Here is a 15,029-nt window from a genome sequence, read left to right on the forward strand (position 1 = left end):
CGCGGCCGCCCGCGGCGACGACCACGCCGTCCCGGGTCGACCAGGTCGTCCGCACCGGCCCAACCCCTCAGTCCGCGGTCTCGCCCGGGTAGGTGAGGCCGATCTGGCTCCGGATCTCGTCGAGGGTGCCCATGATCGCGACCGTCTCCGCGATGGGCAGGATCTCGCCGTCCGTCCGGCCCTCGGCGATCAGCCGCTCGGCCTCCAGCGCCTGGAAGTGCATGCCGCGGCCGGTCACCTTGCCGTCGCTGCTGAACTCCTCGGTGACGTTCCCGTCCACGTCGTACACCCGGAAGGACGTGGGCGTGAACCACCACGGGTCGATCTCGATCCGCCCGTCGGTCCCGAGGATCGACGCCGTGACGGGCCCTCGTGTGTCCGACGCCGAGATGGTGGTGGCGAGGCGGCCGGCGTCGTACCCGAAGATCGTCGCGATGGTGGCGTCCGCGCCGGTCTCCTTGAACGTGGCGTGCGACTGGATCGTGAGCGGCTCGCCGAACACGTCCCAGGCGAACGAGATCGGGTAGATCCCGAGGTCGAGCAGAGATCCGCCGCCGAGTTCGAGGGCGTTGATGCGGTGTTCGAGGTCGTCGGGGAGGTCCTGGCAGTGGTCGGCCATGACGGTGCGGGCCTCGCCGAGGGTGCCCTCCGCGAGGATCTCGCGGATGCGGACCATGTGCGGCAGGTAGCGGGTCCACATGGCCTCCATGGCGAGCAGGCCCTTGGACTCGGCCAGCTCCGCGATGGCCTCGGCCTCCCGGCGGTTCAGCGTGAACGGCTTCTCGACCAGCACGTGCTTGCCGGCGTTGAGCACGAGGGCCGCGTCGACGGCGTGCATGGGGTGCGGGGTGGCGACGTAGACGATGTCGACCTCCGGGTCCGCCACGAGTTCCTCGTACGAACCATGGGCGTGCGGGATGCCGAACTCGTCGGCGAAGGCCTTCGCCTTGTCCGCGAAACGTGAGCCCACCGCCTGCACGGTGAAGCCGTTGGCCTTGAGGTCACTGGTGAAGGCGTGGGCGATACCGCCCGTGGCGAGAATGCCCCAGCGCAGGTGTGTCATACGACGGAGCCTAGTGGCGGACGACGACGGCCGTGGCGGCGTCTTCCCGAGGGCGCACGAGCAGCCGGGACCGTTGTTGCCACCTACCCGGCCGCGGGAGCGTGCCCGCGGGAGCGACGCACGACGCCGGCCCGCACCCCCGGGTGGAGGGTGCGGGCCGGCGTCGTCGTGCCGCGGTCAGAGCGCGCCGGTCAGGAGCGGTCGACCTGGATCGTCATGTGGCCGTTGCGGCTGTTCTGCCGCAGCACCTTGATGCTGGTGCCGGTGCCACCGACGATGACCGAGTGCTGCGGGTTGGACTCGTCGTAGTACGCGTACGGGTCGCTGTCGTCGAACGTCCGGACCTGCCACGACCACCACGGGGTACGCAGCGTGGCGGGGGCGTCCCCGAGCTCGCTGTGCAGGGAGAGGCGGTCCTTCCGGTGGTAGCCGAACGTCGCGTCGTACGTCTGGATCCGGTTGCGGGCGATCGTGCCGTCCGAGAACTTCAGCGGTCTCGCGCTGGCGTCCACCGGGAGTGCCTGGCCGTAACCCGGGTGGGTGGACGTGTTGTTGTCGCCGTACAGGCCGTTCACGTACCAGATGAGGAGCCCGTCCTGGTACGGGAAGTGCTCCACGCGGTCGGGGTTCGACTCCGTCCAGCCGAAGTTGTACGGGCCCTCCTTCAGCGTCACGTCGTAGCCGCCGTACACGCGGTGCTCGGCGAGGTAGTAGTGCGAGAACGTCGCGTCGTAGGCGCCGTCGGTCGCGATCTTGAAGTCGCCGGTCCAGTCGGCCGTGTCCTCGAAGTCCTCGGCGAGCGCGTCGCCGACGGCGACCGTGTCGACCACGAGGCCGCGCTCGTTGACGCCGCCGTCCGAGGTGTAGCGGAACCGGATCTGCGCCGTCTCGCCGGCGTACTCCGACAGGTCGGCGGTCAGCTCGACCCAGCCACCGGACGAGCCGTCGATGCCGCCGCCCGGGTTGGTGCCGTTCGGGTCCTCGTCGGACGACTCGCTCGTGGACAGGGAGGTCCAGGTCGCGCCGCCGTCGGTGGTGATGTCGACGAAGGCGTAGTCGTAGCCCTCCTCGATCTCGTAGTTGACCTGGGCGGACAGCTGGCCGCCGGCCGGCACCACGAACTCGGGGGAGGCGAAGGTGGCGTTCATGTTGTTGCCCGTGTCGGAGTAGGCGTACCTGCCGTCGATCGGGTCGACGCCCACCTCGATGCTCTCGGTTCCGTCGGGCAGGTTCACCAGGGCCGCCTGCGGCCGCGTCGTCGCGTGGAACGCCGGACCGAGGTCCACCGTGCCGGAGGCGTCGGCCTCGACCGTCTCGTAGTCCAGCCAGCCGAGGAACATCTTCTCGGTGGCGCCCATGTGGTTGGGCGTACCGCCGATGTGCCCGTCGTCGTGCCCGTGACCGAGCCACGATCCGGAGCTCATGAGGTTCCAGAAGCCCGTGCCGTTCTCGCCGCCACCGGAGGTGTCGTAGTAGTCCGGGAGGCCGAGGTCGTGACCGAACTCGTGCGCGAACACGCCGAGGCCGCCGTTCTCCGGCTCGGTCGTGTAGTCGCGGATCCAGATGTCGGTGCCACCGATCTTGATGCCGCCGAGCTTCGGGTGGTCGGCAGGGCCGTCCTCCCAGAGGCCGCCCTGGTTGACCGCCCAGCGGTGCGACCAGATGGCCCACGGCGGCGCGCCGGCCTCCTCGCCCTCGCCCGCGTGGATCGCCTGGAAGTGGTCGACGTAGCCGTCGGGCTCGTTGATGATGCCGTCACCGTCGGCGTCGTACCGGTCCCACACGTCGAAGGACTGGAGGTACTCGACGACCTCGTCGTGCGTCCTGCCGGAGGCGAGCTGCTGCTCGTACCAGGCGTTCGCCGCGTCCTGGATGAAGGCGGTCATGCTCTCGCCGGTCTCGTCGCCCGTCTCGCTGCCGCCGCCGTAGTAGGACGCGCGGTGCGGCACCGTGACCCACTCGGAGACGTCGCCCTGCAGGTCGAAGCGGCCCGAGGACATCTCGTCGTAGACGTCGTGGAACGACTCACCGTTGTCGGTGCCGTTGAAGAACATGTCCATGTAGTGGTCGCGCGAGAAGTCGCTCTCCCAGTACGTGGTGTTGTCGTCCGCGGAGGGTTCCGGGATCTCGTTGTGCAGCGGTCCCGCGGGGGATTCGGGGAAGTGCGGCGAGCCCTCGCCGTCGCCGAACTCGACGAGGATCGAGAAGAGCTGCGCGGTCTCCTGGGTGCCGTACTCGACGTACTCGCCCGGGGCGATCCTGACGACCTTGGACTTCTTGCTGCCCTTCCCGCGAGTGGTGACCTTCGCCTCGCCGGTGGCGACCATCTCGACCGCCTGCTGCTTCCGCTCGCGCTGCTTGTCGGCGAGTGCATCGGGGCGGTCGTCCGCTCGCTGCTGAGCGGAGGTCGCCGGGTCCGGCTCCGCCTCGCTCGGCGCGGCGGCGGCGCTGACCGGCACGAGAGCACCTGTGAGCAGCAGAGCCGCACCAGCGCCCGCTGCGCTGATTCGTGGATTCATGGATTCCTCCGGGGTGTGAGTGCCTCCGGCCCTGAGGAGGCCGGGGCACAGCGGTAGCCAGGGGCCACGGTCCTGCCGCGGCTGGTTGCCGCGGGCGGATCCGGGCCCCGCATGTACCGGGGTGTCCGACCGAGCCGGAGGTATCGGCGCCGAGTCGCTTGTCGGACCTCGACGTCCGAGCGGCGACTCAATCACCGTTCCATTTCAGAAATGTTGCGTGCGGCACGTTACTTGAAGTTACGTCAGGATATAACCGGCGGGAATCCGCCATGGTGGATGGCGGAATCCCGCCACGAATGGCATTTCGTCCGATGGCATCGTTTCCACCTCTCGGCCGGACTCGGAAGAAAACGGTTGCGCCGGTGTGCCAGACTGTCGAATCGATGCGATCGAACCTTGCCCCCCAGGCCGTCCCGGCGCTGCCTCCCGAGCAGAGGTCCCTCCAGCGGCGGGCCGTCGTGGCGCTGGTCGCGTTGTCCACGTCGGCGTTCATGTTCGTGACGGCGGAAAATCTTCCCGGTGGTCTGCTCACGATCATGGCCGGTGACCTGGGGCGCACCACGTCCCAGGTGGGGCTCCTCGTGACCGCGTACGCAGCCGTCGTCGTCGTCGCGACCGTGCCGCTGGCGCACCTGACGCGGCGGTTCAGCCGCCGCGTCGTCCTCGCGGGGACGACGGCGGTCTGCGCGGCGGGCCTGACCTGGTCCGCTTTTGCCGTCGGCTACGCGGATCTGATGGCCTCACGCGTCGTGACGGCGCTCGGCCAGGCCCTGTTCTGGGCGATCGTCATGCCGGCCGCCGCGAGCATGTTTCCCCGCGAGGTGCGCGGCAGGATGATCGCGCGGCTGGCGATCGGGAACTCGCTCGGCCCGATGCTCGGCGTCCCGTTCGGCACGTGGCTGGGCCAGCTGACGACCTGGCGTACGCCGTTCCTGGTCATGGCGGGGATCAGCGCGCTGGCGTGCGCGGCGATCCTGCTGACCATGCCGGACGCCTCGCAGGCGAGGGACGACACCTCGCGGGGCACGCATCCTGACCGGCGCCGCTTCGTGGTGCTGCTCGCGGTGACGCTCCTGCTCGTCACCGGCGCGTTCGCGTGGATCACGTTCATCACCCAGTTCCTGCTGGAGGTGGCCGGTTTCGCCGACCGGTGGCTGTCGGTGCTGCTGCTGGGCAGCGGCGCAGCGGGCCTGGTCGGGACGCTGCTCGTGGGCCTGGTGCTGGACCGGTGGCCGTGGTGGTCGCTCGCCGGCGGCTCGGCAGGCGTGGCGGTGTTCCTCCTGGTGCTCCAGTTGTTCGGGGCGATGCCCGGGGCCGCCGTCGTGGGCATGCTGCTGTTCGGCACGACCTTCAGCTTCATCCCGCCGGTGGCCGCGCACCTGGCGATGCAGGTGGCGCCTGGCAGGACCGAGATGGCGACGGCCGTGTCCAGCGCCGTGTTCAACATCGGCATCGCCTCGGGCGCGGCGCTCGGCGCCTACGTCGTCGCTACCTGGGGCCCGCAGTTCATCCCGCTCGCCGGCGCGATCGCCGTCCTCGCGGCGCTGGCCCTCACCCTCTGGGACATGCGGTACGTCCGAAGGGCATCGCGTCCACCCGCCCCAGACCGCTGACGCGGTCCCGCCGCGGGAGGGCGCCGGGCGGCCGGCCTGTCACAGTGCAGGTCGAGGCGCGGGGACGGCGGCGGCAGCGTTCGGCCGCATGTCACCCCGCGTTCACGCGACCCGCACTACCGTGGGCCCGCACGTCCCCTTCACCCCTGAGGAGCACTCATGCGCCGCCCTGTTCTGCGCGCAACGGGCCTCGTTCTCGCCGCCGCCCTCGTGGGCGGTGGCGGCGCGGCCGTCGCGGCCCCCGGCCCCGTTCCCGACCGCAGCGCCCACGACAAGGCCGACCGGCCGGCGTCGTCGGCCAAGAAGTGGCCCGCCAGGAAGAACCTGCGGGTCGCCACCTACAACCTGTCGCTGAACCGCGCCGCGGAGGGTCAGCTCGTCGCCGACCTGTCCGACGGCGAGAACGAACAGGCCAGGACCGTCGCGGAGGTCATCCAGCACGCGCGGCCCGACGTCGTGCTGCTCAACGAGTTCGATCACGACGACGCCGGGGAGGCCGCCCGCCTGTTCCGCGAGAACTACCTCGAGGTCCCTCAGGGCGACGCGGACCCCATCGAGTACCGGTACGCGTTCGTGGCGCCGTCGAACACGGGCGTGCCCAGCGGCTTCGACCTGAACAACGACGGCACGGTCGGCGGGGGCGACGACGCCCTCGGATTCGGGCTGTTCCCCGGCCAGTACGGCATGGTCGTGCTGTCGCGGTATCCGATCGACGCCGACCGGGCGCGCACGTTCCAGCACTTCCGGTGGCGGGACATGCCCGGCCCGGCGCTGCCCACGGACCCGGCGACGGGCGAGCCCTGGTACACGGACGAGGAACTCGACGTGCTGCCGCTGTCGAGCAAGTCGCACTGGGACGTTCCGGTGCGGGTGGGGCACCGGACGGTGCACGTGCTGGCCGCGCACCCGACGCCGCCGACGTTCGACGGCGCGGAGGACCGCAACGGTCGCCGCAACCACGACGAGATCCGGTTCTGGGCCGACTACGTGACCGGCGGCCGCACGGCGTCGTACATCTACGACGACGACGGACGCCGGGGCGGCCTCCACCGCGGCGCGTCCTTCGTGATCCTGGGCGACTACAACGCCGACCCGGCCGACGGCGACTCGTACGACGGCGCCATCCACCAGCTGCTCGACAACCGGCGGATCCAGGACCCGGCGCCGACGTCGGAGGGCGCGGCCGAGGCGGCCGCACTGCAGGGCGGTGCCAACGAGTCGCACCTCGGCGACCCAGCCCTCGACACGGCCGACTTCGCGGACAACGCGCCCGGAAACCTCCGCGTCGACTACACCCTGCCGAGCCGCAACCTACGGGTCCGGGACGCGGGCGTCTTCTGGCCGACGTCGGACGACCCGCTCTCCCGCCTCACGGGCACGTACCCGTTCCCGAGCAGCGACCACCGCCTGGTCTGGGTGGACATCCGCACCAGGTGACGTCAACCCACCCACAGTTCCCATCCCGTCGCGGCGCAGCAACCCAGCTCCGCCGCGACGACAGGACTCCACCAAGGTGAGGAAGGATCCGGAGGGATGCCCGAAACGGACATCACTCCGGATCTCCCGTGGGCCGGAGAGACTAGTTCTCCCTCTTCACGTCCTCTGCCAACGTCCCCAGATACAACGAGATCACCTTCGGGTCGCTCTGCAGCTCCTGCCCGGTCCCCGTGTACGCGTCCCTGCCCTGGTCCAGGACGTAGCCCCGGTCGCAGATCTGCAGGCAGCGCCGCGCGTTCTGCTCGACCATGATCACGGACACGCCCGCCTTGTTGATCATGCGGGTGCGCAGGAACGCCTCGTCCTGCCGCACGGGCGACAGGCCGGCCGACGGCTCGTCGAGCAGCAGCACGGACGGGTTCATCATGAGCGCGCGGGCCATGGCGACCATCTGCCGCTCACCACCCGACATCGCACCCGCCCGCTGGCTGCGCCGCTCCCCCAGCGTGGGGAACAGGTCGACGATGAACTCGAACCGCTCGTCGAACGTCCTCGGGCGCAGGTAGACGCCCATCCGCATGTTCTCCTCGACCGTGAGCGAGGGGAACACGTTGTTCGTCTGCGGCACGAACCCGACGCCGCGCGCCACCAGGGAGTTCGCCTTCATGCCGGTGATCTCGTCGCCGTTCATCGTCACGGTGCCCGAGGTGATGTTCACCAGCCCGAACAGCGCCTTGAGCAGCGTGGACTTCCCGGCACCGTTCGGCCCGATGATCCCGACCAGCTCGCCCTTGCCGACCTCGATCGAGCATCCATTGAGGATGTTCACCCCGGGCACGTAGCCGGCGACGAGGTTGTCGGCCTCGAGCAGCAGTTCCTTGCCCGGGGGCAGGTTGGTCGCCTTGCCGCCCGGACGGGCGGTCTCCGTCGCGGTCATCGCTTCTCCTCCTCGGCCTCGAGCCGGGCCAGTACCTCGGGATCGAGCAGCGCGTCGTCACCGAGGTCGGTGTCGTGGTGCGCGCCCAGGTAGGCGTCCACGACCGCCTGGTCCTTCATGACGGAGCCGGGCGGCCCCTCCGCCACGATCCGCCCCTCCGCCATGACGACCACCCAGTCGGAGATGTGCCGCACGGCGTGCATGTCGTGCTCCACGAAGAGGACGGACATGCCCTCGTCACGCAGGTCCTGGATGTGCCCCAGCAGGGACTGGACCAGCGCCGGGTTCACGCCGGCCATCGGCTCGTCGAGCATGATCATGGTGGGGTCGGTCATGAGCGCCCGCGCCATCTCGAGGAGCTTGCGCTGGCCGCCCGACAGCGACCCCGCGTACTCGTCGCGCATCTTGTCGAGCCTGAAGCGCTCGAGGATCTCGAGGGCCTTCTCCTTGTTGCGCGCCTCCGTGGCGGCCCACAGCGGCTGGAACATCGAGGCGAACATCCGCTCGCCGGGGTTCTTGGTCGCCGCGAGCAGCACGTTCTCCAGCACGGTCAGACGCGACAGCGCCTTGGTGAGCTGGAAGGTGCGCACCATGCCGGCACGTGCGACGCGCGCCGCGCTCTTGTGGGAGATCGGCGCACCCTCGAAGGACCACTCGCCCTGGTTCGGTCTGTCGAACCCGGTGAGCAGGTTGAAGAAAGTCGTCTTCCCGGCGCCGTTCGGGCCGATGAGCGCGGTGATCGCGCCCCGCTCGACCTCGAGGTAGTCGACGTCGACGGCGGTCATGCCGCCGAAGCGGCGCTGCACGCCCCGCGCCGTCAGGATCGCGTCGGGCTTGGCCACGCCGACCTCCGGCGCGACGTGCGACAGGTCCCGCCCGGCCCGCTTCGCGGTCTCGCTCGGGGCGGGCGCGCCCTGGCTGTCCCCGCCCGGGACGGCGGCGCCGGTCTCGTTCTCGTTCACGGTCTTCTCATCGGGCATCGAGGGCCAGCTCCTTCTTGTTCCCCAGGATCCCCTGTGGTCGGAAGATCACGATCAGCATGAGCGTCACACCCACGAGAACGCCCGCCACGTGGTCGACGTTCTGGGTCGGAATGGGCAGGAACTCCATGACGTCGGTCCGCATCCCCGCGCGCACGATCATGTACACGAAGAAGAACAGCATGGACCCGAGGACCGGGCCGAACAGCGTGGCCGCGCCGCCCAGGAGCATCACCGTCCACACCCAGAAGGTCATGGTGCGGCCCATGGCGTCGGGCGCGATGGCACCGGGCAGCACGAAGATGATCCCGGCGAGCGACCCGAGGACACCACCGAGGATCAGGGCCTGCATCTTGTACGAGTACACGTTCTTGCCGAGGGCGCGGACGGCGTCCTCGTCCTCCCGCACGCCCTTGAGGACGCGGCCCCACGGGCTACGGGTGAGCAGCCAGACGACGACGAGCGCCAGGATCACGAGGCTCCACGCGAACAGGCGCGTCCACCAGGAGTCGGAGCCGTTGTTGAGGTACTCGAGCGGGCCGATCATGGTGCGGCCGTCCGGCAGGAACGACAGCTCCTGGAACGACCCCTTGTAGTCGCCGCCGCGAATGCCCGCGGAACCACCGGTGTAGTCGTCGAACAGGGTGGATCGTCCGAGCATGCGGATGATCTCCGCGGCGGAGATCGTCACGATCGCCAGGTAGTCCCCCCGCAGTTTCAGGGTGGGCAGGCCGAGGATCACGGCGAAGAGGGTTCCGGCGGCCATCGCGATGAGCAGGGCGACCCAGAACGGTGCGCCCGAGATGGTGGCGATGCCGAAACCGTAGGCACCGAGCAGCATGAAGCCGGCCTGGCCGACGTTCAGCAGGCCCGTGTAGCCGAAGTGGACGTTCAGGCCGATCGCGGCGAGCGCGTACGCGGCGGTAGCCGGCGCCAGCAGCTCCCCGAGGGCCAGAGTGAGGACTCGAAGCAGTTCTTCCATGGCGAGGCTCCCTTCAGCCGATCCGCTCGCGGCTGCCGAGGATGCCCTGCGGCCGGATCAGGAGGACGAGGATGAGGATCAGCAGGGCGGTCGCGTAGCGCACGTCGCTGGGAATGACCAGGCCGGCGAGTTCGACGACGAGGCCGATCAGGATGGATCCCACGAGTGCCCCGTACGCCGTGCCGAGACCTCCGAGGGTCACCGCGGCGAACATCAGCAGCAGGAGCTGGACGCCCAGGTTCCAGGTGAAGGACCCGAACGAGATCCCGATGAGCAGGCCCGCGAGGGCCGCGAGCGCGGTGGCCGAGACCCAGACGATGCGGACGACGGCGTCCGGGTCGATGCCGGTCGCCGAGGCGAGCGCCCGGTTGTCGGCGACGGCACGGATGGCCCGGCCGATCCGGGTCTTCGTGAGGAGCAGCGCGATGGCGATGATGACGACGAGGGCGACCGCCATCGACACCCAGGAGGCCCTGCTCAGGGTGATTCCCGCGATCGTCGTCGGCACCGGGTTCGTGGTGATGATCCGCATCGATCCGGCCTCGATCCACTGCAGCACGTACTGCAGGGCGAGCGAGAGGCCGATCGTCACGAGCATGAGCTGTGCGGCGGGGGTGCCGCGCCGACGCAGCGGGCGCCAGATCGCCGCGTCCTGCGCCAGGCCCGTCAGGCCGCCGATGACGACGATCAGCAGGGCCGCGACCCAGACCGGCAGTCCGGCCTGGTTGATCAGGAGGAAGCCGCCCATCGCGCCGATGACCACCTGCTCGCCGTGCGAGAAGGACGAGATGCCCGTGGTGCCGAAGATGAGGCTGAGGCCCACCGATGCGAGGGCGAGCAGGAGGCCGAACCGGAGGCCGGAGCCTACCTGCTGCCAGACCTGCCCGAACGACGGCAGACCGGAGACGGTCACGTCCTCCTCGACGAGACCCTCGGCTCCCGCCGCGCCCGGAGCGTCGTCCTCGGCCGGCGCACTGGTCTCCGGCTCGGTCGCCTCCGGATCCGGCGCCGGACCCGTGCCGATGGTGAACGCGCCGCGCGCGGTCGCGCCGGTCTGGGCGCGGACCTCGCGCTCCGTGGGGTCGGCGTGGGTGTCGGCGGGGAGCGTGTCCGTGTTCACGGTCAGCGTGTAGGTGCCGCGAGTCGGCACCGCCACGGACACCGGTCCCTCGCCGGTCGTGGTGACGACGGCCTCGAAACCCTCGCCGGCGATGGTGACCTCCACGCCGGCTACGGGTTCCCGCTCCTCGTCGAGCACGATCGGCGAGACACAGGTGGTGCTCGCGTCGGGCGTGCAGTCTGTCGCGATGTCGTCGGTCGCCGCTCCCGCGGGTACGGCGAACATCGCCGCTCCCGCGATCAGCGCCGCGAACGCAGCCATGATCACGGCGAGTACGCGCCGTGGGGCTGTCGCGATCATCGGTCGGTCGGCTGTCATGTGCCGGGTCCTCCGTGGTCTTCGGTGCCAGATGTCCGAGGGTTTCTCGAACAGTTCGGGAAGACCGCGGTAACCAGGGGAGTTCAGAAAAACTGAACAGGCCCTGAAACTGCCGCGGATTCCCGACAGTGCGGGAAGTGTAGCCGCGACGTGTTTCACATCCACGATCCGATGGCACGGTAGCGGTTACGATTCGGCATCCCCTTGGTCAGCCCTCCACCAAGCTCGGCCGCAACCGCCATATCCCGGGCATCAGGGCCCAGTGACGGGCGGGCCCCTGGACCCAGGGCGGCCGATACCGGGGTGCGAGCGGACGGTACCGGTCCACGGAACGGAGTCGATCCGGACCGGCCCGTACATCCTCTTGCCCGAGCCGCGATACTGGCCAGATGACTTCCAGGCTCGCGCCGCTCGTGACCGTCCTGCTCCTCCTCGCCACCGCGGGGTGCAGCGGACAGGCCGGCGCACCCCGCCCGTCGTCGTCCCCCGGGACCGGGACCGCGACGCCTTCGGGCGCCCCGACGACCGGCCCGGCGACCGGGACGCCGTCGTCCACCCCGGACGCCTCGCCCGACCCGACGACGTCTCGTCCCGCCGCCCCGGCACCGTCGGGCGCCGAACTCCTCGAGGGCATGACCCTCGCGGAGAAGGTCGGGCAGATCATCATGGTCGGGGTGCCCGTCAGCGGCGGTCGCGAGACGGCGGCGGCCGCCATCCGGCAGCACCACGTGGCGAACATCTTCCTGCACGGACGCACCCAGGCGGGGCAGGGCCCCGTGCGCCGTCTGGTGACCGACTTCCGGGCGATCGGCACCGCCGCCAACCCGCGGGACCCGCTCATGCTCGTCGCCACGGACCAGGAGGGCGGAGCCGTGCAGGTGCTGCGCGGCAACGGCTTCAGCGACATGCCGAGCGCCGTGGACCAGGCGGACATGTCCCCCGATGAACTGCGACGCGACGCGGAGACGTGGGGCACGGAACTGGCCGACGCCGGCGTGAACCTCAACCTGGCACCCGTGGTGGACATCGTCCTCGCGTCGGCGGCCGCGTCGAACGCGCCGATCGGGGCGAACCGGCGCAACTACGGGTACACGCTGGAGTCCGTGGTGTCCGGGTCGGTGGCCTTCGGGCAGGGGCAGCGTGACGCCGGGGTCGCCACCGCGCCCAAGCACTTCCCCGGACTCGGCCTCGTGGTCGGGAACACCGACACGTCCGCGGGCGTGACCGACACCGTGACGGGTCCCGACGCGAAGTCGGTCGAGGCGTTCGCCGCGAACGTCGCGTCGGGGAGCGAGTTCGTGATGATGTCGTCGGCCGTCTACACGAAGATCGACGCCGAACGGCCCGCCGTGTTCAGCCCCGCCGCGATCGACCTGCTGCGCGACGACGTCGGGTTCGACGGCGTCATCATGACCGACGACCTCGCCGCAGCGGCCCAGGTCCAGGCATGGTCCCCCGGCGACCGCGCGGTGCTGGCGGTCGAGGCCGGCGTCGACCTGGTGCTGGCCTCGGCCGACCCGACGACGGCGGCCCCGATGGCCCGCGCGCTGGTGGAGCGCGCCGAGCGGAACCCGGACTTCGCGGCCAGGATCGACGAGGCCGCGGCCCGGGTCCTCACCGCCAAGAGCGCACTGACCGGCTGACCGATCCGGGCGCCGTGGCCCGGTCGCCGGCCGTGTCGACGGAGGCGACCGCTACACCGGCGGGGTGGAGACGTCCGCGAGTCCCAGCACCTGGAGGATCCAGGCGTGCTCGAAGGCGATCTGCTCCCACGTCGCGTAGCGTCCCGAGACACCACCGTGGCCGGCCTGCATCTCGATCTTGAGCAAGGCGGGAGCGCCGGCCGCACGGAGGCGCGCGATCCACTTCGCCGGCTCGACGTACATCACGCGCGTGTCGTTGAACGACGTCGTCGCCAGCACCTGCGGGTAGTGCGAGGCGTCGTCCGGGATGTTCTCGTACGGGCTGTACGACTTCATGTAGGCGTACACCTCGGCGTCGTGCAGCGGGTCGCCCCACTCGTCCCACTCGGTGACGGTGAGCGGCAGCGACGGGTCGAGCATGGACGTCAGCGCGTCCACGAAGGGCACCCCGGCGAGCACGCCGCCGAACGCGTCGGGCGCGAGGTTCAGCGCCGCGCCGACGAGCAGCCCGCCGGCGGAACCGCCGTCGGCCACCGTCCGCTCCGGCGTGGTCCAGCCCACGGCGGCGAGATGCCGCGCGCAGGCCACGAAGTCGGTGAACGTGTTGCGCTTGTGGCCGAGCTTGCCGCCGTCGTACCAGTGCCGGCCCATCTCGCCGCCCCCGCGCACGTGGGCGATCGCGAACACCACGCCACGTTCGAGCAAAGACAGGCGCGGGATCGAGAAGTACGGGTCGAGCGACATCTCGTAGGCGCCGTACCCATAGAGCAGGACGGGCGCGGGAGTCACCGGCACGCCGTCGTCCCCGAGCGTCACGCGGTCCTTGCGCCAGACCAGCGAGATCGGGACGCGGGTGCCGTCCTCGGCGACGGCCCACTCGCGACGTTGCGCGTACTCGTTCGGGTCGAAGCCGCCGAGCACCGGGGTCTGCTTGAGGAGCGTGCGCTCGCCGGTCGCCACGTCGTAGTCGTAGACGGCGGACGGCGTCACGAACGACGTGTACCCGACCAGCAGGTTGGGCTGCTCCCAGACGCCGACGCCGGCACCCACGGACTCCAGCTCCTGCCCGAAGGTCATCTCCTCGAAGCGCCAGGAGGTCCCGACCGGTCCGACCTCCGGCGGCCTGGCGGACTCCATGAGCTGCGGTTTGATCTCCGACGCCGGGAGTGTCGGGGCCGCACGCCGATCCGGCGACGCCCCGGGCCGGCGGACCACCCCGTCCGGCGTGTCGAGGCGCAGGATCCCGCTACGGCCTATCGCGCCCCGGCGGTAGTAGAGGACGAGGTAGCGCTGGGACGCGGAGATGCCCTCGAGGCGGACGTCCGGATCGTGCGGTACGGCGACGTCGCCCCACCCGGCCGTTCCCTCGGGCCCGGGCACGTCGGCGACCGTGAGCTCGAAGTTCTCCGCGTTCTCGTTGTGCAGGATCAGGAGCACGTCGCGGCCGCCGGCCGAGCCATCGGCGGGCAAGAACGTCTCGGGCAGAACCGCGTGCTCCACCGAGTACTCGACGCCCTCGCTCCGGGGCCGCACGCAGCGGAACTCGCCGGTGGGATCGTCTGCCTCGAGGATCCAGCACTCGCTCGTGACCTTGGAGGCGAGCTCGATCACGAGGTACTTCTTGGAGCGGCTCACGCCCGCGCCCATCCAGTACCGTTCGTCGGGCTCGTCGAACACCATCACGTCGTCGTCCCGCGACGTCCCGATCCGGTGCCGCCACAGGCGGTGCGGACGCCACGCCTCGTCGACTGTCTGGTAGAAGACGTGGATCCCGTCGGGCGCGAAGAAGGCGCCGGGCGCCGTGCCCGGGACCTCGTCGTCCAGGTCCGTGCCCGTGCTCAGATCGCGGATGCGCAGGGTGTAGCGCTCGTCGCCGGACGTGTCGACGGCATAGAGCAGGAGACCGCCGTCGTCGGACACGTCGAACGTGCCGAGCGAGAAGAAGTCGTGACCGTCGGCCTCGACGTTCTGGTCGAGCAGCACCTGCTCTCCCGGCACGGGCTCGCCCGGTTCGAGGACCCGCGGCGTCCAGTCGTCCGGGTCGCCGACCTCGTACCGCGCGTGGATCGGGTACTGCTTGCCCTCCTCGGTGCGGGAGTAGTACCACCAGCCGCCGTCGCGCGACGGGAGGGACAGGTCGGTCTCCTGCGTACGGGCCTTGATCTCGTCGAAGATCGACTGGCGCAGCGGCGCGAGGTGCTCGAGGCGCGACATCGTCCAGGAATTCTCCGCCTCGAGATACGAGACGACCTCCGGGTCCTCCTTCGCGCGCAACCACTCGTACTCGTCGGTGAACGTGTCACCGTGATGGGTGCGGGTTGTCGGTCGGCGGTCCGCGGCGGGTGGCATGACGGTCTGATCCACCGCATCAGCCTAGTGTCGCCGTGGTGTGCCCGACCAAGAATCCACAGGTTCCG

At 70.3% G+C, this 15,029-nt stretch carries 10 protein-coding genes; 3 read left to right on the forward strand and 7 right to left on the reverse strand.

Going from position 1 to position 15,029, the window contains the following annotated elements; genetic code table 11:
• Positions 1 to 67: 67 nt before the first annotated feature.
• Together IIE03_RS15165 and IIE03_RS15170 are read right to left on the reverse strand one after the other, a co-directional pair.
• Positions 68 to 1,063, reverse strand: coding sequence for a Gfo/Idh/MocA family protein (locus IIE03_RS15165; RefSeq protein ID WP_192863598.1), 996 nt, complete (start codon positions 1,061 to 1,063; stop codon positions 68 to 70).
• Between the two features lie 191 nt (positions 1,064 to 1,254).
• Positions 1,255 to 3,582 (reverse strand): immune inhibitor A domain-containing protein, encoded by a 2,328-nt coding sequence (locus IIE03_RS15170; protein WP_192863599.1) that lies wholly within the window; start codon positions 3,580 to 3,582, stop codon positions 1,255 to 1,257.
• 383 nt (positions 3,583 to 3,965) lie between these two features.
• Here IIE03_RS15170 and IIE03_RS15175 point away from each other — a divergent pair, with 383 nt between their 5' ends.
• On the forward strand, positions 3,966 to 5,195 hold the full coding sequence (locus IIE03_RS15175; RefSeq protein ID WP_192863600.1) for an MFS transporter: 1,230 nt from the start codon (positions 3,966 to 3,968) through the stop codon (positions 5,193 to 5,195).
• A gap of 159 nt (positions 5,196 to 5,354) precedes the next feature.
• Positions 5,355 to 6,632, forward strand: coding sequence for an endonuclease/exonuclease/phosphatase family protein (locus IIE03_RS15180; RefSeq protein ID WP_192863601.1), 1,278 nt, complete (start codon positions 5,355 to 5,357; stop codon positions 6,630 to 6,632).
• 142 nt (positions 6,633 to 6,774) lie between these two features.
• Here IIE03_RS15180 and IIE03_RS15185 read toward each other — a convergent pair whose 3' ends face one another.
• From IIE03_RS15185 to IIE03_RS15200, 4 genes are read right to left on the reverse strand one after another with little or no spacing between them, the layout of a single operon-like run.
• On the reverse strand, positions 6,775 to 7,569 hold the full coding sequence (locus IIE03_RS15185) for an ABC transporter ATP-binding protein (RefSeq protein WP_192863602.1): 795 nt from the start codon (positions 7,567 to 7,569) through the stop codon (positions 6,775 to 6,777).
• The gene (locus tag IIE03_RS15190; RefSeq protein ID WP_192863603.1) at positions 7,566 to 8,549 is read right to left on the reverse strand and encodes an ABC transporter ATP-binding protein; all 984 of its coding nucleotides are present in this window, start codon (positions 8,547 to 8,549) and stop codon (positions 7,566 to 7,568) included. The genes IIE03_RS15185 and IIE03_RS15190 overlap by 4 nt, the downstream gene beginning before the upstream one ends.
• The gene (locus IIE03_RS15195; RefSeq protein WP_192863604.1) at positions 8,539 to 9,531 is read right to left on the reverse strand and encodes a branched-chain amino acid ABC transporter permease; all 993 of its coding nucleotides are present in this window, start codon (positions 9,529 to 9,531) and stop codon (positions 8,539 to 8,541) included. The genes IIE03_RS15190 and IIE03_RS15195 overlap by 11 nt, the downstream gene beginning before the upstream one ends.
• Before the next feature lie 13 nt (positions 9,532 to 9,544).
• Complete coding sequence (locus IIE03_RS15200; RefSeq protein WP_192863605.1) at positions 9,545 to 10,969, reverse strand: branched-chain amino acid ABC transporter permease; 1,425 nt, start codon at positions 10,967 to 10,969, stop codon at positions 9,545 to 9,547.
• 389 nt (positions 10,970 to 11,358) lie between these two features.
• On the opposite strand from IIE03_RS15200, the gene IIE03_RS15205 reads away from it, so the two are divergent.
• Complete coding sequence (locus tag IIE03_RS15205; RefSeq protein ID WP_192863606.1) at positions 11,359 to 12,612, forward strand: glycoside hydrolase family 3 N-terminal domain-containing protein; 1,254 nt, start codon at positions 11,359 to 11,361, stop codon at positions 12,610 to 12,612.
• Between the two features lie 51 nt (positions 12,613 to 12,663).
• Here the strand turns inward: IIE03_RS15205 and IIE03_RS15210 are convergent, their stop codons facing one another.
• Positions 12,664 to 14,961 (reverse strand): S9 family peptidase, encoded by a 2,298-nt coding sequence (locus tag IIE03_RS15210; RefSeq protein ID WP_192863634.1) that lies wholly within the window; start codon positions 14,959 to 14,961, stop codon positions 12,664 to 12,666.
• Positions 14,962 to 15,029: the final 68 nt, after the last annotated feature.

The sequence above is a fragment of the Myceligenerans pegani genome, from assembly GCF_014892515.1.
In the GTDB taxonomy this organism is placed as follows: Bacteria; Actinomycetota; Actinomycetes; order Actinomycetales; family Cellulomonadaceae; genus Myceligenerans; species Myceligenerans pegani.

What these genes read in the sequence shown, in the direction of transcription:
- IIE03_RS15165 (WP_192863598.1), bottom strand. Translation starts at nt 1,063, where the DNA reads ATGACACACCTGCGCTGGGGCATTCTCGCCACGGGCGGTATCGCCCAC.
- IIE03_RS15170 (WP_192863599.1), bottom strand. Translation starts at nt 3,582, where the DNA reads ATGAATCCACGAATCAGCGCAGCGGGCGCTGGTGCGGCTCTGCTGCTC.
- IIE03_RS15175 (WP_192863600.1), top strand. Translation starts at nt 3,966, where the DNA reads ATGCGATCGAACCTTGCCCCCCAGGCCGTCCCGGCGCTGCCTCCCGAG.
- IIE03_RS15180 (WP_192863601.1), top strand. Translation starts at nt 5,355, where the DNA reads ATGCGCCGCCCTGTTCTGCGCGCAACGGGCCTCGTTCTCGCCGCCGCC.
- IIE03_RS15185 (WP_192863602.1), bottom strand. Translation starts at nt 7,569, where the DNA reads ATGACCGCGACGGAGACCGCCCGTCCGGGCGGCAAGGCGACCAACCTG.
- IIE03_RS15190 (WP_192863603.1), bottom strand. Translation starts at nt 8,549, where the DNA reads ATGCCCGATGAGAAGACCGTGAACGAGAACGAGACCGGCGCCGCCGTC.
- IIE03_RS15195 (WP_192863604.1), bottom strand. Translation starts at nt 9,531, where the DNA reads ATGGAAGAACTGCTTCGAGTCCTCACTCTGGCCCTCGGGGAGCTGCTG.
- IIE03_RS15200 (WP_192863605.1), bottom strand. Translation starts at nt 10,969, where the DNA reads ATGACAGCCGACCGACCGATGATCGCGACAGCCCCACGGCGCGTACTC.
- IIE03_RS15205 (WP_192863606.1), top strand. Translation starts at nt 11,359, where the DNA reads ATGACTTCCAGGCTCGCGCCGCTCGTGACCGTCCTGCTCCTCCTCGCC.
- IIE03_RS15210 (WP_192863634.1), bottom strand. Translation starts at nt 14,961, where the DNA reads ATGCCACCCGCCGCGGACCGCCGACCGACAACCCGCACCCATCACGGT.